This window comes from Mycolicibacterium komossense, from assembly GCF_025822605.1.
GTDB lineage: Bacteria > Actinomycetota > Actinomycetes > Mycobacteriales > Mycobacteriaceae > Mycobacterium > Mycobacterium komossense.
In genome coordinates, this window is sequence record NZ_JACKTY010000028.1 from 499867 (window position 1) to 521309 (window position 21443).

17 protein-coding genes are annotated in these 21443 nt (G+C 66.5%); 7 read left to right on the forward strand and 10 right to left on the reverse strand.

Annotated elements, in window-relative coordinates; translation table 11 throughout:
* Position 1: 1 nt before the first annotated feature.
* From H7J73_RS13295 to H7J73_RS13315, 5 genes are all read right to left on the reverse strand, one after another.
* Positions 2–1063 carry a zinc-binding metallopeptidase family protein gene (locus H7J73_RS13295; RefSeq protein ID WP_264067858.1) on the reverse strand — a complete coding sequence of 354 codons (1062 nt, stop codon included), beginning with the start codon at positions 1061–1063 and terminating at the stop codon, positions 2–4.
* A complete protein-coding gene (locus H7J73_RS13300) occupies positions 1056–2012 on the reverse strand; it encodes a transglutaminase family protein (RefSeq protein ID WP_264067859.1) in 957 nt (318 codons plus the stop codon). Before H7J73_RS13300 ends, H7J73_RS13295 begins: the two co-directional genes overlap by 8 nt.
* Positions 2009–4633, reverse strand: coding sequence for a circularly permuted type 2 ATP-grasp protein (locus H7J73_RS13305; RefSeq protein WP_264067931.1), 2625 nt, complete (start codon positions 4631–4633; stop codon positions 2009–2011). Before H7J73_RS13305 ends, H7J73_RS13300 begins: the two co-directional genes overlap by 4 nt.
* A 164-nt stretch (positions 4634–4797) precedes the next feature.
* Positions 4798–8115 carry a transglutaminase family protein gene (locus H7J73_RS13310; RefSeq protein ID WP_264067861.1) on the reverse strand — a complete coding sequence of 1106 codons (3318 nt, stop codon included), beginning with the start codon at positions 8113–8115 and terminating at the stop codon, positions 4798–4800.
* Positions 8116–8314: 199 nt separating this feature from the next.
* Complete coding sequence (locus H7J73_RS13315; protein WP_264067862.1) at positions 8315–8803, reverse strand: winged helix-turn-helix transcriptional regulator; 489 nt, start codon at positions 8801–8803, stop codon at positions 8315–8317.
* Positions 8804–8900: 97 nt separating this feature from the next.
* Here H7J73_RS13315 and H7J73_RS13320 point away from each other — a divergent pair, with 97 nt between their 5' ends.
* Positions 8901–10085, forward strand: a complete 1185-nt coding sequence (locus H7J73_RS13320) for a thiolase family protein (protein ID WP_264067863.1) — start codon at positions 8901–8903, stop codon at positions 10083–10085.
* Positions 10086–10267: 182 nt separating this feature from the next.
* On the opposite strand, the gene H7J73_RS13325 is transcribed toward H7J73_RS13320, so the two are convergent.
* A complete protein-coding gene (locus H7J73_RS13325; RefSeq protein WP_264067864.1) occupies positions 10268–10717 on the reverse strand; it encodes a nitroreductase family deazaflavin-dependent oxidoreductase in 450 nt (149 codons plus the stop codon).
* A 109-nt stretch (positions 10718–10826) separates the two neighbouring features.
* On the opposite strand from H7J73_RS13325, the gene H7J73_RS13330 reads away from it, so the two are divergent.
* Entirely contained in the window at positions 10827–11261 is a 435-nt protein-coding gene (locus H7J73_RS13330; protein ID WP_264067865.1) for a VOC family protein, read from the forward strand.
* On the opposite strand, the gene H7J73_RS13335 is transcribed toward H7J73_RS13330, so the two are convergent.
* Together H7J73_RS13335 and H7J73_RS13340 are read right to left on the reverse strand one after the other, a co-directional pair.
* Positions 11258–11671 carry a PaaI family thioesterase gene (locus tag H7J73_RS13335; RefSeq protein ID WP_435405480.1) on the reverse strand — a complete coding sequence of 138 codons (414 nt, stop codon included), beginning with the start codon at positions 11669–11671 and terminating at the stop codon, positions 11258–11260. The genes H7J73_RS13330 and H7J73_RS13335 overlap by 4 nt on opposite strands.
* Positions 11672–11710: 39 nt before the next feature.
* Positions 11711–12652: a TIGR03564 family F420-dependent LLM class oxidoreductase gene (locus tag H7J73_RS13340; RefSeq protein WP_264067866.1), complete on the reverse strand. Its 942-nt coding sequence runs from the start codon at positions 12650–12652 to the stop codon at positions 11711–11713.
* Between the two features lie 94 nt (positions 12653–12746).
* On the opposite strand from H7J73_RS13340, the gene H7J73_RS13345 reads away from it, so the two are divergent.
* Positions 12747–13673 (forward strand): LysR family transcriptional regulator, encoded by a 927-nt coding sequence (locus H7J73_RS13345; RefSeq protein WP_264067867.1) that lies wholly within the window; start codon positions 12747–12749, stop codon positions 13671–13673.
* Here H7J73_RS13345 and aspS read toward each other — a convergent pair.
* The gene (gene aspS / locus H7J73_RS13350) at positions 13670–15487 is read right to left on the reverse strand and encodes an aspartate--tRNA ligase (RefSeq protein ID WP_264067868.1); all 1818 of its coding nucleotides are present in this window, start codon (positions 15485–15487) and stop codon (positions 13670–13672) included. The genes H7J73_RS13345 and aspS overlap by 4 nt on opposite strands.
* 88 nt (positions 15488–15575) lie before the next feature.
* On the opposite strand from aspS, the gene H7J73_RS13355 reads away from it, so the two are divergent.
* Positions 15576–16469: an oxidoreductase gene (locus H7J73_RS13355; RefSeq protein ID WP_264067869.1), complete on the forward strand. Its 894-nt coding sequence runs from the start codon at positions 15576–15578 to the stop codon at positions 16467–16469.
* A 226-nt stretch (positions 16470–16695) separates the two neighbouring features.
* Positions 16696–17184 (forward strand): SRPBCC family protein, encoded by a 489-nt coding sequence (locus tag H7J73_RS13360; RefSeq protein WP_264067870.1) that lies wholly within the window; start codon positions 16696–16698, stop codon positions 17182–17184.
* Between the two features lie 22 nt (positions 17185–17206).
* Here the strand turns inward: H7J73_RS13360 and H7J73_RS13365 are convergent, their stop codons facing one another.
* On the reverse strand, positions 17207–18703 hold the full coding sequence (locus tag H7J73_RS13365; RefSeq protein WP_264067871.1) for a carboxylesterase/lipase family protein: 1497 nt from the start codon (positions 18701–18703) through the stop codon (positions 17207–17209).
* A 95-nt stretch (positions 18704–18798) separates the two neighbouring features.
* Here H7J73_RS13365 and ypfJ point away from each other — a divergent pair, with 95 nt between their 5' ends.
* Positions 18799–19689 carry a KPN_02809 family neutral zinc metallopeptidase gene (ypfJ, locus tag H7J73_RS13370; protein WP_264067872.1) on the forward strand — a complete coding sequence of 297 codons (891 nt, stop codon included), beginning with the start codon at positions 18799–18801 and terminating at the stop codon, positions 19687–19689.
* 110 nt (positions 19690–19799) lie between these two features.
* On the forward strand, positions 19800–21440 hold the full coding sequence (locus H7J73_RS13375) for a DUF885 domain-containing protein (protein WP_264067873.1): 1641 nt from the start codon (positions 19800–19802) through the stop codon (positions 21438–21440).
* Positions 21441–21443: the final 3 nt, after the last annotated feature.

The following is a 21443-nucleotide window of genomic DNA, read 5'->3' on the forward strand; positions in this document are numbered from 1 at the left end:
CCTACGCCGGCGAGGCGGCCGCCGCCAGCTTCGCCGGGTCAGACGTGACCTCGTCGATGACCGTGTGGATGAACCTCATCTTCTCCAGCACCTTGGCCGGAAGCACGAACGGGTAGAGATCGTCGTGACCCATTGAGCGGTTCACCATGTTCAGCGCCCAGGACAGCGGTAGCCACATCTCGATGATGGAGTCGAAACCGCTGGGGCCCAGATTGCGGCGTTCGAACGTAGCAGACGCCGGCGCGAAGCTGAAAGCTGCTGCGGTATCAAGGGTGTCGCGGATATGCAGGTAGTGCGCGAACGTCTCCGCCCAGTCCTCGGCGGGGTGCATCGTCGCGTAGGACGACACGTAGTTCTTCTCCCAACCCGGCGGAGCGCCCTCGCTGTAATGGCGGTCCAGCGCAGCCTGATAGTCGGCCTCAGCGTTACCGAACAGCGCGCGGGCCTGCTCCTGATACTTCGGCGCCGCCCCGACAAGCCGGTAGTAGTAATAGTGCCCGATCTCGTGGCGGAAGTGTCCCAGCAGCGTCCGGTACGGTTCGGCCATCGCGATGCGCAGCTGCTCGCGGTGCACATCATCTCCTTCGGCGAGATCAAGGGTGATCACCCCGTCCTCGTGACCGGTGAACACCTTCTCGAACTCGCTGGAGAGCAGGTCGAATGCCAATCCGTAGTTCGGGTCCTCGCCGCGCCCGACGATCGGCAGCTTCAGATCGACGAGCTCCACAATGAGGCGCCGCTTGGCCGCCTCCGCCGTCGCGAAGGCCGCCATCGCCGGTGCGTCGGCATCGCTGGGCCTGGTGCGGGTCAGTGCGCAGGAGGTGCACAGTTGGCGCACCGGTTCCACGTGTACCAACCAGTTGCACTGGGCGGCATGCAAATTCGCGCACAGCTGGTACTCGTTGGCATCGACGGCGCCGCCGTGCTCGCTCTCCTCGCCCTTGGCGATCACCAGAAACGCCATGGCGTCGAGCGAAAAACCCAGCTTGCTCCCGCACGACAGACATACCGAGTTCTCGAACGCCAGGTGCTGCCCGCAGTTCGGACAGATGAAATCACGCATTGTGAAGCACTCCTTCTGCAGGATCTTCAACGGGCGCCACGTCGACGGACACGTCGATCACGCTGCGCTCAGAATCTGTGTAGATGATGCCGCGAAGCGGCGGCACATCGGCGTAATCGCGACCCCACCCGACGATGATGTATCGCTCGTCGACCATCTGATCGTTGGTGGGATCCAATCCCAGCCATTGGTTTTGCGGGGTCCATACGGCTGCCCACGCATGGGTGGCATCGATACCCACCATCCGCTCCTTACCCGGGGGCGGGTCGGTGGCCAGATATCCCGAAACGTAACTGGCAGCCAACCCATTTGCACGCAGACAGGCGATCGCCAGCCGCGCGAAATCCTGGCATACCCCTTCACGTGCAGCCAAAACCTCACTCACCAGTGTGGACACGGTGGTCGATCCGGACCGATAGGTGAAATCGTCGAAGATGCGCGCATTCAAATCGATGAGCACCTCGATCAGCGACCGGCCTGGTATGAAACTCGGGGCGGCGTATTCGCGAACCGCGTCGGTGATCTCGGCCTGCTGCAGGTCGAGAGTGAATTCGGAGGCCAATGCTCCGTCCGGCCCCACCGGGCGTGAGATCTCCCACGGTGCCACGGCCGCACCGGCGCCGTACAGATCGGGGGGCGGTGGGTCGACCTCGACAACCGAGGTAGCCGTCACGCTCAGCGCGTAATGCCGTTGGGTTACGTGGAAGTACGAGCTGAGGTTGCCGTACACATCTCGGCTGGTCGAGCTGTCCGCGGGTTCGGGGTCGATCTCCAGATCGTGCGTCAGGCAACGCTGACGCGATGAATCCCGCGGAGTCAGGAAACCGCGACCGTACGAGCTGGTCACCACATCGGAGTAGCGGTAGTCGGTGCGATGGGTGATCCGGTAACAACGACTGCCGTCCGCGCCGCCAGGTGACAAGATCGAGCCGTCGGCGACGACGGTCACGGCATCACCCGTCGTTCGTCGGGACCCCAGAGCGGTTGCGTGCCACCGGGCAACGAGAGCTGGGTCGCAGTGATGACCTGCGACAGATCCCGCAGCGCGGAGTGCACCCCGTCGACCAGATCGGCCAGTTCCGCCCGTACCCCGTCGCTGTCGACCTCTTCGAGGTCCGCCGGATCGAGGCGGCGCAGACGGGTGCTGATCTCGTCGACGAGCCGCTCGGCGCGCGACGAACCCGACGACCCCGGCAACGATTTGAGGTTCGTCCGAAGCCGCTCCAACTGGTACACCAGCGAGCGAGGGTTCTCCGCGTCGAAAAGCACCAGATCAGCCACAGCGGCCACACTAACCTTGCCCAGCGTGCGTCGCCGGTACATCACCGAGGACTCGCACGCCACCAGTGCTGATTCGGTAATCGTTTGCTCTGCGCCCGGGCTGCGCACCGTGGTGATGGTGGCACGCAGCAGCGCGGTCAACCCCAGCCCACGTTCGATTCGTTTGCCGATGTCCATCAACGTCCAACCGACGTCGTGCACCATCGACTCCGCGGCGACACCGGACAGTGCGAGCATGCCCGCCAGTGTCTGGGTGTGCGCCGCGGCCAGCACAGTGTCGTCCAGGTGGTTCGACTGACCCAACATCGGCGGCTTCTCCGACTGCTGGGCCAACGCGCGTTCGACGGCGCCTAGCACCATCCAGGTGTCGTTGGACATCTGGTCACGCACCGCGCGCGCCGACAGCCCAAGGCGTTCGACCGACTGTGCCAGCGATCCCGAACGGTGCCGGTCGACGGTCAACGACCACAACGTGTCCGGGGCCTGGGCGACGGTCTCGGCATAGGTCCCACCGGCGCGAGCGTCGGTACCCGTGATCTGCCCGAGTGCCGACAACAGCACGGGCACGCATTCGCTGCCCTCCATGTCCTGCCGGTATCGGTACTCGTGATAACGCTCGCGGGTCACGATCAACAGCCGGGCCAGACTCTCGGCACGCTCCGAATAGCGGCCCATCCAGAACAGATCCGACAGCACGCGCGGCGAGCTGATCCCGCGGGTACCGCTAGGAGTCATCGCGGGCAGTTGCACCGTCGGCACCGTCGGTGTCCGCTCAGCCTTGGCGCGTGCCGGCGGACGCACCCAAATATCCTTAGCAGCAACAGTATTGAGCTTGTGCGCAGCATTACCCTGGGCCAGTACGTAGCCCAGTCCACCGATCATCGGCGCGTAACCGCCGCGCTGCGCCACGGTGAACAGACGCATCCCGACACTCGCGGCAGACACCCCGCCGCGGAAATAATCCGTTGGCGCCGTGGAGAACTGGGGTAGCTCCTGGCCGACCCACTGCCACGGGGTGGCCTCGATGCGCGCGGCCAGCTCGTCACGCTCGAACGACGACAACGCCGGCCCGATGATCGTCTCGCCGCCGATCGTCGACTTGACCAGCAGCGACGACAGCCGGGCCAACAGATGAGACCGTTCGGTATCGATGCCGGCCCAGTACACCCGCGGCGTCTCCAGCAACGGCGTCTCACCGAGCAGCAGGTCGGCGAGCTCTGGCAGGAATCGAAGCAGCCCAGGGCTTTCCAGGATGCCGCTGCCCAAGGTGTTGACGACGGTCACCGCACCGCGGCGTTGGGCTTCGACCAGGCCGACCACGCCGAGGCGGGAGTCCTTGCGCAGATCGAGCGGATCGGCATAGTCCGCATCGACTCGGCGCAACACCACGTCGACCCGTTTGAGGGTGCCCAGCGAACGCATCAGCAGTTTGCCGTCGCGGACCACCAGGTCGGCGTTCTCCACCAGCGGAAAGCCGAGCACACTGGCCAGGTACGCCTGGTCGAAGGCGGTCTCGGAGTAGGTGCCGGGGCTGAGCACCACCACGACGGGATCGTCGGCACCTTCGGGGGCCGAATCGATCAACGCCAAGCGCAGCGCCTGCGCGAATGGCGACGTCGGGCTGGGTCCGATCCGTTCGTACAGATCAGGGATGGCGTGCGCGACGACACGGCGGTCGGCCAGTGCATAACCCGCGCCGGACGGCGCCTGGGTCCAGTCGGCGTTGACGCGGAACGTGCCGTCAGCGGACCGGCTGACATCGCAGCCGTGCAAAAACAACTGATGACGCCCGGGAATGTCGATACCGCGGGCCGCCCGGATATAACCAGGGTGGGCGAACAGCAGTTGCGGCGGCAGTACCCCGCTGGTGATGGCTCGCCGGGACCCGTACAGATCGGCCAGGACCGCATCGAGTAGCCGGGACCGTTGCACCACGCCGGCTTCGAGGGTGTCCCAGTCCGACGACGAGATCAGCAGCGGAAGCGAATCCAGGTGCCAGGGCCCAGGCGACGCCGCACCTTCGCCATCGGTGACCTTGTCGCCGTGACGGTCGACCTCGATGTAGGTGATGCCGTCGTTGTCGACAAGTCCGCGCACCACCGTGCGCAGCCGGTCCAGGCCCTGCCGACCGCGGTCGCCGATGACCTCGGCCAACTCCTGCCAGGTCGGCCGGACGTTGCCCGCGGCATCGACGAATTCGTCGTATCCGTTTCCGGCTGAGGCGTTGCGCTGGCCGCGGACATCGAACAGCGCTTCCTGCGCCCGCGCCGCCCGATATCCGGTGAGCATTTGATCGTGGTCGTGCCCGTCAGCGCGGAGGCCCGGTCCGGAAGCGGGCAGCGGAACAGACAACGCCTACCTCCTGACTCTCTCTTGAGACAGACACCGACACGAAGTGCGGCCCTGCCGTACTGCCTCCCACGCCGACCCGACTACTGCGGTGCGGCGATCTATCACTGGAGCACGGTACGCACCCGGCGCAGATCGAGGATGCCGGGCGCGCCCACATCCGTGGACAGTCTGGCCTGCCTCTCGCGGATCTCGGCCAGATCGATCGGCCCCGGGGTGAAACCCGTCGCCTCGAATCGGCGGCCTCGCCGCGACTCGGCTTCGACGGCGTTGACCGGTGGCGTCTCGTAAGCCAGGCCACCGGGATGGGAGACGTGATACGTGCATCCACCGCGTGAGGTGCCGGTGGACAGGTCGACCAGCTCGAACCGCAGCGGGCCGTCGACGGTGATCGTCGGGTGCAGCGCACTCGGAGGCTGCCAAGCCCGGAAACGCACGCCACCGACCTGGATGTCGGCCTTGTTCGTTGCCAACAGTGGGATCGGCTGGTCGTTGCACAACACCACGAAGCGGTGCCGGTCGGCGCCGATGATCCGCACCTGAATCCGTTCCACCGACGAGTCGACGTACCGCGCGGTGCCCCCGGCCGTGGACTCCTCACCCAGCACATTCCACGGTTCGATCGCGCCACGAAGCTCGATCTCCACCCCGTCGAACACCGCGGTGCCGATCCGCGGGAAACGGAACTCCGTAAACGGATCGAGCCAGCTGGTGTCGAAATCGATGCCGTGTGCCCGCAGATCGGCGGCGACGTCGGCGATGTCGTTGATGAGGAAGTGGGGCAACAGGTACCGACCGTGCAGGTTCGCGTCGTGTCGGATCAGCGGTGCCCGCAGCGGCTCGTTCCAGAACCAGGAGACCAGCGACCGGACCAGCAGCGACTGCACCATCGCCATCTGGAAGTGCGGCGGCATCTCGAAGCCACGCAGCTCGAGCAGGCCGAGCCGCCCGCGGGCGCTGTCGGGGCTGTAGAGCTTATCGATGCAGAATTCGGCCCGGTGCGTGTTACCGGTGATATCGGTCAGCAGATGCCGCAGCGCGCGGTCAGTGATCCACGGTTTCGCTGACCCTTCGGTACCGGCCAGTCTGGCGATCTCGGCGAAGGCGATCTCCAGCTCGTAGAGCGACTCGGGCCGGCCCTCGTCGACTCGGGGGGCCTGCGAGGTGGTGCCGATGAACCGCCCGGCGAACAGGTAGGACAGCGAGGGATGCCGCTGCCAGTAGGTCAGCAGCGAGACCAGCAGGTCGGGTCGACGCAGCATCGGCGAGTCCGCCGGCGTCGTCCCACCGAGGGTGATGTGGTTGCCGCCGCCGGTACCGCCGTGGGTGCCGTCCACGTCGAAGGATTCGGTGGACAACCGCGACAGCCGGGCCTGTTCGTAGAGCGTCTCCAGCTGTTCCTTCTGCTCGACGAAACTCTTCGTCGGCGCGACGTTGACCTCGATGACACCCGGGTCGGGGGTCACCGACATCGACGTCAGCCGCGGGTCGGACGGCGGTCCGTAACCCTCGACCACCAGTGGGCAGTCGATCTTGGCGGCCGCGGCCTCGATGCGGGCGACGAGGTCGACGAAGTGGTCGAGCTCCTCGGTGGGTGGCAGGAAGACGTACAGAAGGCCGTCCCGGATCTCGGCCACCATCGCCGTCGGTGGCGCGGTCTCGTCCACTTCGACGACAGCCTCGACCGCTTCGGGCTTGGTTCGCAGACCACCCCGGGATAGCAGCGGGTCGGCTTGGTACGTCCGTTGCGGCGGGTGCCAGCTGATCGAGTTCAGGGGCAGCCGCAGCCCGGCCGGCGAATCGCCGTCGAGCAGGACGATGCGGCCGCGACGCAGCTGCCAGTCCGCACTGGCCCAGCCGAGCTCGTCGTCGCGACGGTGCAGCGGCAGGACATACGCGGCGGCCTCCGCCACGGAATTCTCCAGCCGGGCCAGCAGCGCCGCCCTGGCGTCGGGGGTGTCTTCGGTCAGGTCGTCCTCGGGAGCCGGGGGGTCGCCCGCGGGCAGCCGGACGGCATTGGCCAACCGACTCAGCGCATCCTCGTACGCAGGCCGGACCTGGGTCAGCGGCAGCCCGAGTCCGTCGGCGATCGCCGCCAGAAGCTGCGCCGGAGCATCCGGCGCGATGGAGGCCGTGTTCGGCTGAGTGGGCCAGGGATCGGCCAGCAACTCGGGGTTGGTCCACAAGGGTTCGCCGTCGGCCCGCCAGAACAGCCCGATCTGCCAGCGCGGCAGGGGTTCGCCCGGGTACCACTTGCCTTGGCTGCGCTGCACCAGGCCCTGCGGCGCCCAGATCTTCTTGAGCCGACCGGCCAGCACCGAGGCCCGTTCACGCTTGTGGGGGCCGTCAGCGTCGGTGGTCCATTCCGGGTCGACCTGATTGTCGATCGAGACGAATGTCGGTTCACCACCCACCGTCAACCGGACATCGGCGGCGGTCAGACGTTGATCGACCTTGGCGCCCAGTGCGGTGATGTCAGCCCAGGCGTCATCGGTGTAGGGCAGCGTGACGCGGGGATCCTCGTGCACACGGGTGACGGTGTTCGAAAAATCGAGCACCGTCTCGGCTTTGTCCGTCGCACCGCTGATCGGCGCCGACGAAGCGGGGTGCGGGGTGGCCGAGAGTGGGATGTGCCCCTCGCCTGCGAACAGTCCCGACGTCGGATCCATCCCGATCCAGCCCGCACCCGGAACGTAGACCTCGGTCCAGGCATGCAGATCGGTGAAGTCGGCCGCTGGCCCGGAGGGCCCGTCGAGAGCCTTGACATCGCTGGTCAGCTGCACCAAATAGCCGGAGACGAATCGGGCAGCCAGCCCCATTTGGCGCAGGATCGAGACCAGCAGCCACGCCGAATCCCGGCAGGACCCGATCCCGGTGCGCAAGGTGAAGTCCGGTGTCTGGACGCCGGGTTCCATCCGCAGGCTGTATCCGACGTCGGTGTTCACCGCGTGGTTCAGCGCGACGAGGAAGTCGATGGTCCGCATGCCGGGGCGGGTGTGGAAATTGCGCACCCATTCTTGGACCAGCCCACCGGGCCCTGATCCCTCACCGTCCTCGTCGACCGGACGCAGGTATGGCTTCAGGTCTTCCAGCAGGGCCTTTGGGTACTCCCAACCGATCTGCTCGGCCCATTCCTCGATGAAGAAGTCGAACGGGTTGATCACCTTCAGATCGGCGATCAGCCCCACGGTGATCGTCAGGCTGCGGGTGCGGTTGGGGAAAACCAGCCGGGCCAGGAAGTTACCGAAAGCATCCTGCTGCCAGTTGATGAAGTGGTCGGCCGGTTCGATCTCTAGCGAATAAGCCTCGATGGGAGTGCGGGAGTGTGGAGCGGGCCGCAACCTGACCACATGCGGGTACACCTCAACCAAGCGGTCGAACGTGTAGCTGGTGCGATGCTCCAGCGCCACTTTGATTCCCATAGCGAAGATCCCATCACAACCGGCACGCAATCGCATTGCGCGAGTTCAGCGCCATCCCGCGTTACCGGAGCGCGCGCGGCGCGGAACAGGGTTCACGACCCGCTCCACGCCGCGGCTGGACCGGTCGAACCGGACCGGGCGGCTCGGATCTGTCAGATTTGGCCCGCCCTCGAATCCAGGCCGTCGCGCACGCCGGGCGTCACTGCCCCTCGGGCCGGCTGCGTCGGACCACTCGGACACCGAGCTCGTCGGGCGGCACGGAATGACCCTTCTCGCAGCGGATTTCAACGGATGCGTCCGCGCCGCAGTCCAGATGGGTAAGCCGCAGCCGGGTGTTGTTGGGCAGATGGTTTCGGCCCCACTCGAACATCGCCCACACCACCGGCATGAAATCCCGGCCCGCGTCGGTGAGCACATACTCGTCTCGGACCCGCTGACCAGGCTCCTGATAGGGGCGTTTCTGCAGCATGCCGGCCGAGACGAGTTCGGAAAGGCGTGCCGAGGTCGCGGCCTTGGTGATTCCGACGCGACGGGCGAAATCGTCGAAGCGGGTGGTGCCGTAATAGGCCTCCCGCATGATCAGCATCGCCGACTTGGTCCCCGCCACCGCCATCGTCTTCTCGATCGGGCACTCCCCTATTGCCGACCATGCGTCACGGTCGGCCAGGGGGCCCAGGAGCACCGCCATAGGAATCATCCTCACTACTGAGTTGTTTCAACTATACCCAGGTGTCACAATCTGGGTACATATCAGTTTACTCAGCGGTGAGATTCAGGAGGAAATAATGACCGGATACTCGGACCGGGATGCAGTGATCATCGGGGCCGTCCGCACCCCGGTAGGCAAAGGCAAAGCCAACGGTGCCTTACACGACGTCCTGCCCGCAGATCTACTGGCCCACAGTCTGCGCGAGATCGTTGCCCGCACAGGGATCGATCCGGGCCGGGTCGACGACGTCATCGCCGGGGCCGTCACCCAGGTGGGCGACCAGGCGGTCAACATCGCGCGCAACGCGCTGCTCGGCGCCGGCTTCCCCGAGACCGTGCCCGGCACCACCGTCGACCGCCAGTGCGGCAGCAGCCAGCAGGCCATCAGCTTCGCCGCCCAGGGCGTCCTCGCCGGGGCCTACGACATCGTGATCGCCGCCGGCGTGGAGTCGATGAGCCGGGTGCCGATGGGCAGCTCGGTATTACCGGGCAGCAACCCGTTCGGCGCCGGCATGGCGCAGCGCTATCCCGAGGGTCTGGTGGCCCAGGGCATCAGCGCCGAACTGATCGCCGCGAAATGGAACCTGTCGCGCACCGAACTCGACGAATTTTCCGCAAGCAGCCATGAGAAGGCGGCCCGCGCCACCAAGGACGGCTTGTTCGACAATGAGCTCGCCCCGATCGCCGGACTCTCGACCGACGAGATCATCCGCCCGGGCACGACGGTGGAGACGTTGGCCGGTCTGCGGCCCGCGTTCTACAACGAGAGCTTCAAAGAGCGCTTCCCGCAGATAAATTGGGAGATCACACCGGGCAACTCGTCGCCGCTGTCCGATGGCAGCGCCGCGGTGATGATCACCAGCGGCGCGGTCGCCAAACGCCTCGGCCTCAAGCCGCTGGCCCGGATTCACACCACGACCGTGGTGGGATCGGACCCGCTGTACATGCTGACCGGCGTCATTCCGGCGACCGAGAAGGTGCTGGCCCGCGCCGGGTTGTCACTGCCGGATATCGACCTGTTCGAGGTCAACGAGGCTTTCGCGCCGGTGGTGCTGGCCTGGGCCAAGGACACCGGCGCCGACCTGGCGCGCACGAACGTCAACGGCGGTGCGATCGCGATCGGCCACCCGCTCGGCGCCAGCGGTGCCCGCATCATGACGACGTTGGTCAACGCGTTGGAGCAGCGCGGCGGTCGTTACGGGCTGCAGACGATGTGCGAGGGCGGCGGCATGGCCAACGCAACGATCATCGAACGGTTGTAGCCGCCCAACCAACCTCGAGTAGGCACGAACTGGCCGTCCCCACCGGGACGTCCAGTTCAGTGTCTGCGGAGTGGTACTGCAATACCATTTCTGACGCAATCGTGACGCCACGTCCCGCCAGGCCGGACAGCGGACAAGGCCCGAGCCGCACCGAAACTGGTGGCAACAGCTGTTCCGGCGACCTACGCCCGGGTCAGTTCGAACAGCGGGATGACCCGGCTGGTCTTGGCCTGGTAGTCGGCGAAGACAGGCACGACGTCGATGATCTTGGCGTACATCGCCTCCCGCTCCCCGGCGGGAAGTTCGCGCGCGGTCACATCGTAGGTGTCGGACCCGATCTCGACGTGCGCCCGCGCATCGGCGCGCAGGTTGTGCACCCAGGCCGGATTGCGATCGGCACCGGCGTACGACCCGAAGATGATCATCTTCCCGTCGATCCACTTGTAAGCCAGCGGCGACAACCGTGACTCGCCGGACTTCGCCCCCGTCGTGTGCAGAATCAGCAGGGTGCCACCCTCGAAGGGGCCACCGACTTTGCCACCATTGGCGCGGAATTCCTCGACGATAGTGCGGTTGAAGTCGGTGAGCGCGGCGACGTCGGAGGCGAGTTTGCTCTTGTCGATTTCGGTCATGTCGTCGGTCAAGACCCTTCGGGTTGGCTTCTCTTCCCCATACTTGGGTTGTGGTCCAGCTTATGCGGCCGGACTTCTCCCATCCTTGGACGATTCTTGGAAGGTACCCATGACCTCGGAGCTCGACTCCCCCATCCCCCGTTTCCATCTGGCAGTGCCTGTCGACGATCTCCAGGCGGCGCGGCATTTCTACGGCGACTTACTGGGTTGCGCGCGGGGCCGTAGCGCAGACACTTGGGTGGACTGGAATCTGTACGGCCACCAGCTGGTCACTCACCTCGTCGCCGACCCGCCCGCTCGTGCGCACAATCCGGTCGACGGACACGACGTTCCGGTACCGCATTTCGGCCTGATCCTGACGGTGCCCACGTTTCACGATCTCGCGACGCGACTGCAGTCCGCGCAAGTGCAATTCGCGATCGAACCGTACGTGCGGTTCGAAGGACAGACCGGCGAACAGTGGACGATGTTTCTCTACGATTCGGCGGGAAATGCCTTGGAGTTCAAGGCATTTGCCGATGACAGCCAGGTGTTCGCCACCTAGGCCGAAGCCGGCAACACCGCCTGGGTCTGTGTCACCCGTGCCACCCGTTTGCCGCGGTCATCGATCAGGTCCGTCTGTACGACTATCGTCATCCGCCCCACATGCAGCGGTGTGCACGTCGCAGCCACCACGCCGCCGCGGACCCCACGGAAGAAGTTCGTCTTCGACTCGATGGTAGAAGTGCCGGCATCCGGCGGCAGATTCAGGAAGGCACACACCGCACCGATGGTGTCGGCGAACGCCATCAACACACCGCCGTGCAACAGCCCGCCCGTCGTGCAACGGTCCGCAGCCCAGGCCATCGAACCCGTGACGCACGCCGCGTCGGCGTGGTCGATGGTGATGCCGAGCGTCGCTGCCAGCGGCATCTTCGCCGCGAAGTCCGTAGCCTCAGCATCAGGTGTCGTCATCGGGTCAGCGTTACGCACCGCGGCGCGTAAGGCGACTACCTAGGACGTAATGGCCGAGAATCCGGCCGCGAGCTCATACACCCGACGTCGCTCCTCATGGCCGCTCAGCAGCGGCATCAACACCAGATCGGTCGCCCCGGCATCTACGTACCGCGCCAGCCCGCGGGCGACGTCTTCGGCAGTCCCGATCAGAGCGAGGTCGACCACGCTGTCCACTCCCTCGCGGGCGTTGACGCGTTGGTACGACGGCACCTGGTCGTAGATGGCCATGGTCTCGACGGCGACCGCACGGGCAGCGTCGGCGCCCTCGCTGCCGTCCGTCACCGCGACGCTGACCAGACCGAACACCCGCGGGGCCGGCCGACCCACATCGGCCGCGGCCTTGCCGATGGTCGGAACGACGAACTCCTCGAGCGTGCGTGGGCCGGCGTAGGGCAGGGTGCCGTCGGCCAGCTCGCCGGTCACCTGCAGGGTCTGCGGGCCCATCGCGGCGACGTAGAGCGGGTAAGGCGCTGCGGACGGCAACGCGACCGGCATGACGTGTGGGTCCACTGCGGTGATGTGGGTGCCGCGGAACTCGACGGTTCCGATGTCACGCACCGCCCGGAGTACGGTCAGGTACTCCCGAAGCCGTTGGGCGGCTTGACTGGTGGATATGCCGAAAGCCAGCCCTTCGAGTACGGCGACGCCCAGTCCGAGACCCAGGCTGAAGCGACCGTGGGCGGCGGACTGCGCGGTCTGCGCGGCGGCCGCCAGGATCAGCGGATGGCGAGGGTTGATGGGTACCACCGAGGTCCCGACTCCCAACCCGGGGACCATCGCGCCGATCATCCCGGCGACCGCGATCGCGTCGAGGTCGAGTTGCTGTCCCAGCCACACCTGGCGCACACCGGCTTCGTACGCCAGTGCTGCCTGCGCCACGGCGTCGTCGACGACATGCTGGGCGGAACGATTCGGGGTCAGCAACACTCCAGTGGCCATGCTTCCACCGTGCGGTCCACCGGGCCGACGCGTCCAACGCCTCTTTCGCATCGGTCCATGCCTGATGGGCATGAACGCACGCTAAGCTGGCCCGGTGCCCGATGCCGGGTCCGATTCTGGGCTGTCCCCCGTCGACCTCGACCTGCGCGTGGTGCGGTACTTCGTCGCCGTCGCCGAATACGGCCACTTCGGCCGGGCCGCGGCGGCGCTGCACATGACCCAGCCATCGCTGAGCAGACAGATCCGTGGGCTCGAAAAGCAGCTCGGTGCAATGCTTCTGCTGCGGACGTCGCAGGGCAGCCGGCTGACCGACCCGGGCCAGGCGTTCCTGATCCATGCCCGGACGATGCTCGCCACCGCGGCTCGGGCCGCCGCGCACACCCGCGCCGCCGCGGCACCGCACACGATCACAATCGGATACACCACCAATCTCGTCATCGGAGCCGCCGTGCGTGAGCTGCGTCGACGTCATCCCGACGCCGAGGTAACCACCCGGCATCTGCCCTGGAACGGCGCCCACCCAGCGGTCACCGAGCACGTCGTTGACATCGCACTCACCCGCCTGCCCACCCCTGCCGAGGGCGTCGAGATCGAGGTCATCTACCAGGAACCGAGGGCGCTGCTTTTGTCACGGGAGCACCGATTGGCATCACGCGACGACGTCGAACTCGCGGACATCGCCGACGAGATCATGCCGAGGGTGAGCGACCCTGTGTGGGATGCATTCTGGCGCATCGACCCTCGGCCGGATGGTCGACCCGCACCGGACGGGCCCGTCCTCGACGACGCAGCCGATTTGTTCGATTACCTCACCGCGGGCGATGCGGTGCTGATCGTGCCCGCCGACAGTCGGGTTCCCGATCTGCAGCCAGAACTCACCACCATCCCGTTGCGAGACGTGAGCCCCGGCCAGGTGGCGTTGATGCACCGCACAGATGAATCCAGTTCCCTGGTCAGGGATTTCGGCGACTGCGCCAGGGAGCTCCTGGAGCCCGGGGAACCGAGCCCCCGCAGACGCTAGTTCGGCGTCGGCGCCTCGGCCTTGGGCGCATCGGTCTTGGGCGCCTCGGCCGACTTCGGTTTGGCATCCAAGCCGGACTCCTTGCGCTGCTGCGCGGTGATCGGCGCGGGCGCATCGGTCAGCGGGTCGATACCGCCGCCGGATTTCGGGAAGGCGATCACCTCGCGGATCGAGTCGACACCGGCCAACAGTGCAGTGATGCGGTCCCAGCCGAACGCAATACCGCCATGCGGTGGTGCACCGAAGGCGAACGCGTCCAACAGGAATCCGAACTGTTCCTGAGCTTCGGCGTTGTCTATTCCCATCATCGCGAACACCCGCTCCTGGATGTCGCGGCGGTGGATGCGGATCGAACCGCCGCCGATCTCGTTGCCATTGCAGACGATGTCGTAGGCGTTGGCCAGGGCGATACCCGGATCGGTGTCGAAAGTGGCCTCCGACTCTGGCTTCGGGGAGGTGAAGGCATGGTGCACTGCCGTCCACGCCCCGGAGCCGACGGCGACATCACCGGAGGCGGTGGCGTCGTCGGCCGGTTCGAACAGCGGCCAGTCGACCACCCAGGTGAAAGCCCAGGCGCTCGGGTCGATCAGATCGAGGCGGTGCGCGATCTCGATTCGCGCCGCGCCCAGCAGGGAGCGCGCCGACTTCGCCGAGCCGGCGGCAAAGAAGATGCAGTCACCGGGGCTGGCACCGACATGCGCGGCCAGTCCGTCCCGCTCGGCGTCGGTGAGATTCTTCGCGACCGGACCGGCCAGGGTGCCGTCCTCGGCGACCAGTACATACGCCAGCCCCTTGTGACCGCGTTGCTTGGCGAACTCCTGCCAGCCATCCAGCGTCCGACGCGGCTGCGACGCCCCGCCTGGCATGACGACCGCGCCCACGTACGGCGCCTGAAACACCCGAAAGGTGGTGTCGGAGAAGAACTCCGCGCACTCCACCAGCTCGACGCCGAAACGCAGGTCCGGTTTGTCGGAGCCGAACCTGCGCATCGCCTCGGCGTAGCCGATCCGCGGCAGCGGCAGCGGGACCTCGTAGCCGATCAACGCCCACAGCGCCGCCAGCACCTCTTCCGCCACCGCGATCACGTCATCGGCGTCGACGAAGCTCATTTCCATGTCGAGCTGGGTGAACTCCGGCTGGCGATCCGCGCGGAAATCCTCGTCGCGGTAGCACCGCGCGACTTGGTAGTAGCGCTCCATCCCGGCCACCATCAGCAGCTGCTTGAATAGCTGCGGGCTCTGCGGCAGTGCGTAGAACGAGCCCGGCTGCAGCCGGGCGGGCACCAGGAAGTCACGGGCGCCTTCGGGGGTCGAATGGGTCAGCGTCGGCGTCTCGATCTCGATGAAATCGTGTCCGGCCAGCACCCCGCGGGCGGCGGCATTGACCTTGGAGCGCAAGCGAATTGCCGCGCCGGGACCGTTCTCGCGGCGCAGGTCCAAGTAGCGGTACTTGAGCCGGGCTTCCTCACCCGCAGTCTCGTCGAGCTGGAACGGCAGCGGCGCGCACTCGCCGAGCACCGTCAGCGATGTCGCGTTGACCTCGATCTCACCGGTCGGGATCTCGGCGTTGGCGTTGCCGTCGGGCCGGACCTCGACGATGCCCTCGACGGCGATACAGAACTCGGCCCGCAGGCGGTGCGCCTGAGCCAGGACTTCACCGTCACGGAACACCACCTGCGACACCCCTGACGCGTCGCGCAGGTCGATGAAGATGACGCCACCGTGGTCGCGCCGGCGCGCCACCCAGCCGGCGAGCGTCACCTTCGCACCGGCGTCGGTGGCTCTCAACGATCCGGCGGTGTGACTGCGCAGCACAAAAACTCCCAAAAGTTGGATCTGGTAAGGCCTGATATGAGGACTGCAACAGTGTAGTAGTGGCAGTTTCGCCGGTACGTTGGCGTCGGTGGGAACCTCCATCGCACTTGTCGGCCCCGGCGCCATCGGCTCGACGCTCGGCGCCTACCTGCACGCCGCCGGAAACTCGGTGCTGATCTGCGGGCACACCCCGCGAGATTCTATCGAGGTGCGGCCCGACCCGGGCGTCGGCGATCCGATAGTCCTGCCCGGTCCGGTCCATACCGACCCAGCCGAGGTCGATGGCCCGGTGAACGTCGTGCTACTGGCCGTCAAGGACACCCAGAACGCGGCCGCCGAGCCATGGCTGAGCCGATTGTGCGACGAGCGGACCGTGGTGTGCGTGTTGCAGAACGGCGTGGAGCAGGTCGAGAGGGTCGGCCGGTACTGTCCCGGCGCCGCGGTGGTCCCCGCTGTCGTCTGGTTCTCGGCGCAGACCCAGCCCGAGGGTTGGGTACGGCTGCGGACCGGAGTTCGACTGGTCCTGCCCGCGTCCCAACCTGCAGAGAGGCTGGCCGACCTGCTGCGCAACGCGGGGGTGACGGCCGATCTGGATCCCGACTTCGCGACCGAGACGTGGCGCAAGCTGTTGACCAACGCCGTCGCCGGGCTGATGGTGCTGACCGGACGGCGCTCGGGCATGTTCCGCCGCGACGACATCGAGGCGCTGACCCGCCGTTACCTCGCGGAGGGACTCTCGGTTGCGCGCGCCGAAGGAGCCAACCTCGATGACAGCGTGATCGACGAGATCGTCACGATGTTCACCGCCGCACCCGAGGACCTGACGACGTCGATCCTGACCGACCGGGAGGCGAACCGACCGCTGGAATGGGATATCCGCAACGGCGTCATCCTGCGCAAGGCACGCGAACACGGCCTGCCTGTCCCGATCAGCGAGGTGCTCGTCCCGCTGCTCGCGGCGGCCGGCGACGGGCCGGGTTAGCGGTCGACACCGGCATCCTGGAACGGTCGATGCCGATCGAGGCGGCTCGGTAGCTCATCGCTGCGGTGACGGCCGACAATCCGGTGCAGCGCATGGGTGAGCCCGAGGAAGTCGCCAAGGCGATCCTGTTTCTCGGGATCGACGCCACCTACACCACCGACGCTGAGTTGGCGGTCGACGGCACATCCAAACTGTGAAGTGAACACATCGCCTAAGGTGTCTACCCGTGGCGAAAACCTACCCTTGCGAGCGCGTCGGCCTCGATTTCGCCGAGACTGCGCCATTCCGATTCGTCAGCACTGTCGATCTACCCATCACACCCGAGCAACTGTTCGAGGTGCTGGCCGACGCACAGTCCTGGCCGCAGTGGGCCTCGGTCATCACCAACGTCACCTGGACCAGCCCCGAACCCAGGGGCGTCGGGACCACCCGTACCGTCAGCATGCGCGGCAACATCGTCGGCGAGGAGGAGTTTCTGGCCTGGGAACCGTTCTCGCACATGGCTTTCCGCTTCAACCAAAGCACCTCTAACGCCATCTCGGCGTTCGCCGAGGATTACCGCGTGGTGCCGACCTCCGACGGTTGCCATCTGACCTGGGTGATGGCGATGAAGCCGAGCGGGTTCGCGGGCCGGCTGGGTATGACGATCGGCCAACCGGTCATGGGGTGGCTGTTCCAACGCTTCCTGCACAATCTGCGCCGCTACGTTAGCTAAGAGGTAGTCACCTAAGAGGTAGTCAGCGCACACCCGCCCACGCCGAACGCCTGACCGCGTCCGGATCCTCCACGGTGATATCGCGGCCGGTCTCGATGACCCGGGTGGCCCGCCGGGTGACGTCGTAGCGCTCCCAGTCGTCAGCCCAGGCTGCACCTTCGTGCCAGCCCTTGGTGGCGAAGCTCAGCCACGTCCGTTGCATGCGCCGCCCCACCGCCGGTTGCACCCGCCGGCCCAGCGGATGCAATTTACGGCCCAGATACGAGCCGTAACTGTGCTGGATGTGCACGATTTCGCTGCCGTGAGTGGCGCCGAGACCCAATGCCCGCAGCGTCCACGTTGCGTGATCGAAGCGGTAGACGTAGGTCGGCGCGTGCTCGCTGTAGGCGTCGGCGAACTCCCACATCGGGGCGCTGAACATGACGTCGGAGCCGATGGCGATCAGCGCCGCGCGGCGCGGATAGTCCGGATATGCGGCAAGCACCTCCGCCTTGGCAGCCGGGGCCTGACGGGCGAAGTAGGCCTGGACGCTCTCGACCGTGGTCGGCAACATCGGTGGCTTGGTCCAGGCGAACATCGACGCCTCGTGGCTGTTGGTCCCCACGATCAGTGGGACGCGGTGGATCTCACCGCACGCCGCAGCGTCGATCGGATGCCGCGGTAACAGGTCGACACCGTATGTCAGTCCGTAGGCGAGCGTGGGCGTGGTCGCGGCACTCTCGCCCTGCAGCACACCCGCGGCCCGTCGCAGTCGCCGCTGGGGCAGCGCCTTGAGCTCGGCGGCATTCGCGCCGACCTCGTGCAGAAACCGTTGCGCCTGCTCGGCGCGGGTGTCGACGTCGGCGATCAGCGGTAACGCGGGACTCTGCGCGATCGCCCTGGCAAACAGCCCCTCGGCCGCGGGGCTGGCCAGCAGCGCCAGCACCGACGTCGCACCGGCAGATTCTCCGAACACGGTGACCCGGTCGGGGTCACCGCCGAATGCGGCGATGTTCTCGCGTACCCACTGCAATGCGGCGATCTGGTCCCGCAGGCACAGATTGTCGTCGAAACCCGCACCGAGCGAACCGAGTTCGAAACCGCCGAAGACACCGATGCGGTAGGTGACATTGACGACCACCACATCGCCGGTGGCGGCCAGCCGCGAGCCGTTGTAGAGCTGCAGTTGGCCTGCGCCGTAGACGAACGCGCCGCCGGGAATCCACACCATCACCGGTAGCGATCCCGACGTGTCCGGCGACCAGACTGTCACTGTCAGACAGGCCTCGTCGCGCACCTTCGGGTCGTCGCGGCCGCCACCGACGAAGGAGCGGCCCTGGGGCGGCAGCGGGCCGTGTTCGATCGCGTCCCGAACACCGGTCCAGGGTCGCAACGGCGCGGGCGCCAGGAAGCGGCGATCTTCCACCGGCTGCTGGGCATAGGCGACCCCACGCCACACGGCGACGCCGCCCTCGGTGGTTCCCGCAAGTGTGCCTGCCGACGTGTGCGCAACGCTCGAGAGTTCGGCGACGACGGCCACGCACTGAATCGTAGTGTGAAAAGCTGGACCTGGCCGGGACCGCCAGCAGCGCGGCTCCAACGACACACCGGGCCGCACGCAGACGGAGGGTGCCCATGACCTTCAACGAAGGTATGCAGATCGACACCAGCACCACGTCGAGCAGCGGCGGCGGTGGCGGCCGCGGTGGACGTGGTATCGCCATCGGCGGCGGGGTCGGCGGCCTGGTGATCGTCGTGCTCGCGCTGCTGTTGGGCGTGGACCCCGGCACCGTCCTCAACCAGCAGCCTGCCGGCCCGCAGAACGCGGGAGGTCCGGGCTTCGATGTCAGCCAGTGCAAGACCGGCGCGGACGCCAACAACAACGTGGACTGCAACGTGATCGCCACCGGCAACTCCGTGGACGCGGTGTGGGCCCAGCTACTGCCCGGCTACACCCGACCGCACCTGCGACTGTTCAAGGACTCCGTGCAAACCGGATGTGGTCCTGCCGACAGTGCGGTCGGACCGTTCTACTGCCCGCCCGATCAGACCGTCTATATCGACACGGACTTCTTCCAGGTGTTACAAGACCAATTCGGCTCCAGCGGAGGACCATTGGCCAGGGAGTATGTGGTCGCCCACGAGTACGGGCATCACGTCCAGAATCTACTCGGCGATATCGGGAAGGCCCAGCAGGGCGCTCAGGGCGCCCAAGGCAACAGCGTGCGTACCGAATTGCAGGCCGACTGCTACGCCGGTGTGTGGGCGCACTATGCGGCCATCACCAAGCAGGCCGGCACCAATGTGACGTTCCTACAGCCGTTGACCGACAAGGACATCGCCGACGCGCTCTCGGCCGCCTCATCGGTGGGCGATGACCGTATCCAAAAGCAGGCGACCGGCCGGGTGAACCCGGAGTCCTGGACGCATGGGTCGTCGGCGGAGCGACAGAAGTGGTTCACCACGGGCTATCAGACCGGCGACCCCAAGAAGTGCGATACCTACAACGCCACCAACCTTGGCTAGCGCTGCGACCGATGCAGAGCGAGGCACGAGCGATGAGGAGGAGCAGCGCAATTGGGTAGCGCTGCGACCGATGCAGAGCGAGGCACGAGCGATGAGGAGGAGCAGCGCAATTGGGTAGGACTGGGACCGCGGTCGATGCAATCGCGGAACACTACGTCGAGACCTTCGCTGCGTTGGATCCCTGCGCGGCAACCGAACTCGGCATCATCGGTACGAAGACGAACTATGACGAGGATCTGACCGACTACTCCCCCGCCGGCGTCGAAGCCCGGGCCGACGCAGCCAGGGCAGCCCTGCGCGCGCTCAACGGCGCCGAGCCCGTCGACGATGTCGATCACGTCACCATCGCCGCCATGCGGGAACGCCTCGGCATCGCGGTCGAATTACACGATGCGGGGCTGGATCTCGGTGAACTCAATGTCATCGCTTCCCCGTTGCAGACCCTGCGGGATGTCTTCGACCTGATGGCGACCGATACCGACGACGACTGGTCGGTGATCGGCAGCCGACTCGGCCGGATACCGGAGCGGGTGGACGGTTACCTGGCCGGACTACGCGCCGCGGTCTTGTCAGGGCATGCGCCGCCGCAACGGCAGGTGCAGCGCGGCATCGCCCAAGCCGCCCGCACCCAGTCGCTTTTCGTCGATATGGTGACCGACGCACCGGTGGTCAGCGCTGCGCTGAGGGACGAGTTGCTCCGGCAGGCGCAGGGCGCTGCGGCGGCTTATGCCTCATTGGCCGGGGCTTTGCGCACGGAGATTGCCCCGGCGGCCCGTGCCCGAGACGCCGTCGGACGCGACGAGTACCGGTTGTTCTCGCGGTCGTTCCTCGGCTCGTCGGTGGACCTCGACGAAACCTACGAGTGGGGTCTGCGACAACTGGAAAACATTGTTGCCGAACAGGAGTCGATCGCACAGCGGCTCTACCCCGGCTCATCGGTGGCCGAGACCCTGCGCCGACTCGACACCGAGCCCCGCTACGTCATCGAGGGCACCGAGGCGCTGCAGCAATGGATGCAACAGCTCTCCGATCGCGCGGTAGACGCCCTGGCCGGCACCCACTTCGAGATCGCCGAACCGCTGCGGACCCTGGAGTGCCGGATCGCACCGACTCAGAACGGCGGTATCTACTACACCGGACCGTCGGAGGACCTGAGCAGGCCGGGCCGGATGTGGTGGTCGGTGCCGCCAGGCGTGGACACGTTCCACACCTGGCAGGAGACGACGACGGTCTTCCACGAGGGCGTGCCCGGGCATCACCTGCAGATCGGGCGCGCGGTGGCCCTGGCCGGCGACCTCAACCGCTGGCGCAGACTGGCCTGCTGGGTTTCCGGCCACGGTGAGGGCTGGGCACTCTACGCCGAACGCCTGATGGCCGAACTTGGCTGGCTAGACGATGCCGGCGCCCGGATGGGAATGCTTGACGCGCAACGCTTCCGGGCCGCCCGGGTGGTAATCGACATCGGCGTGCACTGCGAGATGAGGGCACCCGACGGCGGCGTGTGGGATCCGGAACGCGCCTGGCAGTTCCTTACTTTTCACAGCGCGATGGCCGAGGACAATCTGCGGTTCGAACTGGACCGGTATCTGGGCTGGCCCGGCCAGGCGCCGTCGTATGCGATCGGTCAACGTATCTGGCAACAGCTGCGCGATACCGTGACCGGGCGTGGTGTGACGCTCAAGGATTTCCACAGCCGGGCGTTGGATCTCGGCGGGCTGCCGCTGGACGTACTCCGCGACGCCGTCCAGTGATTT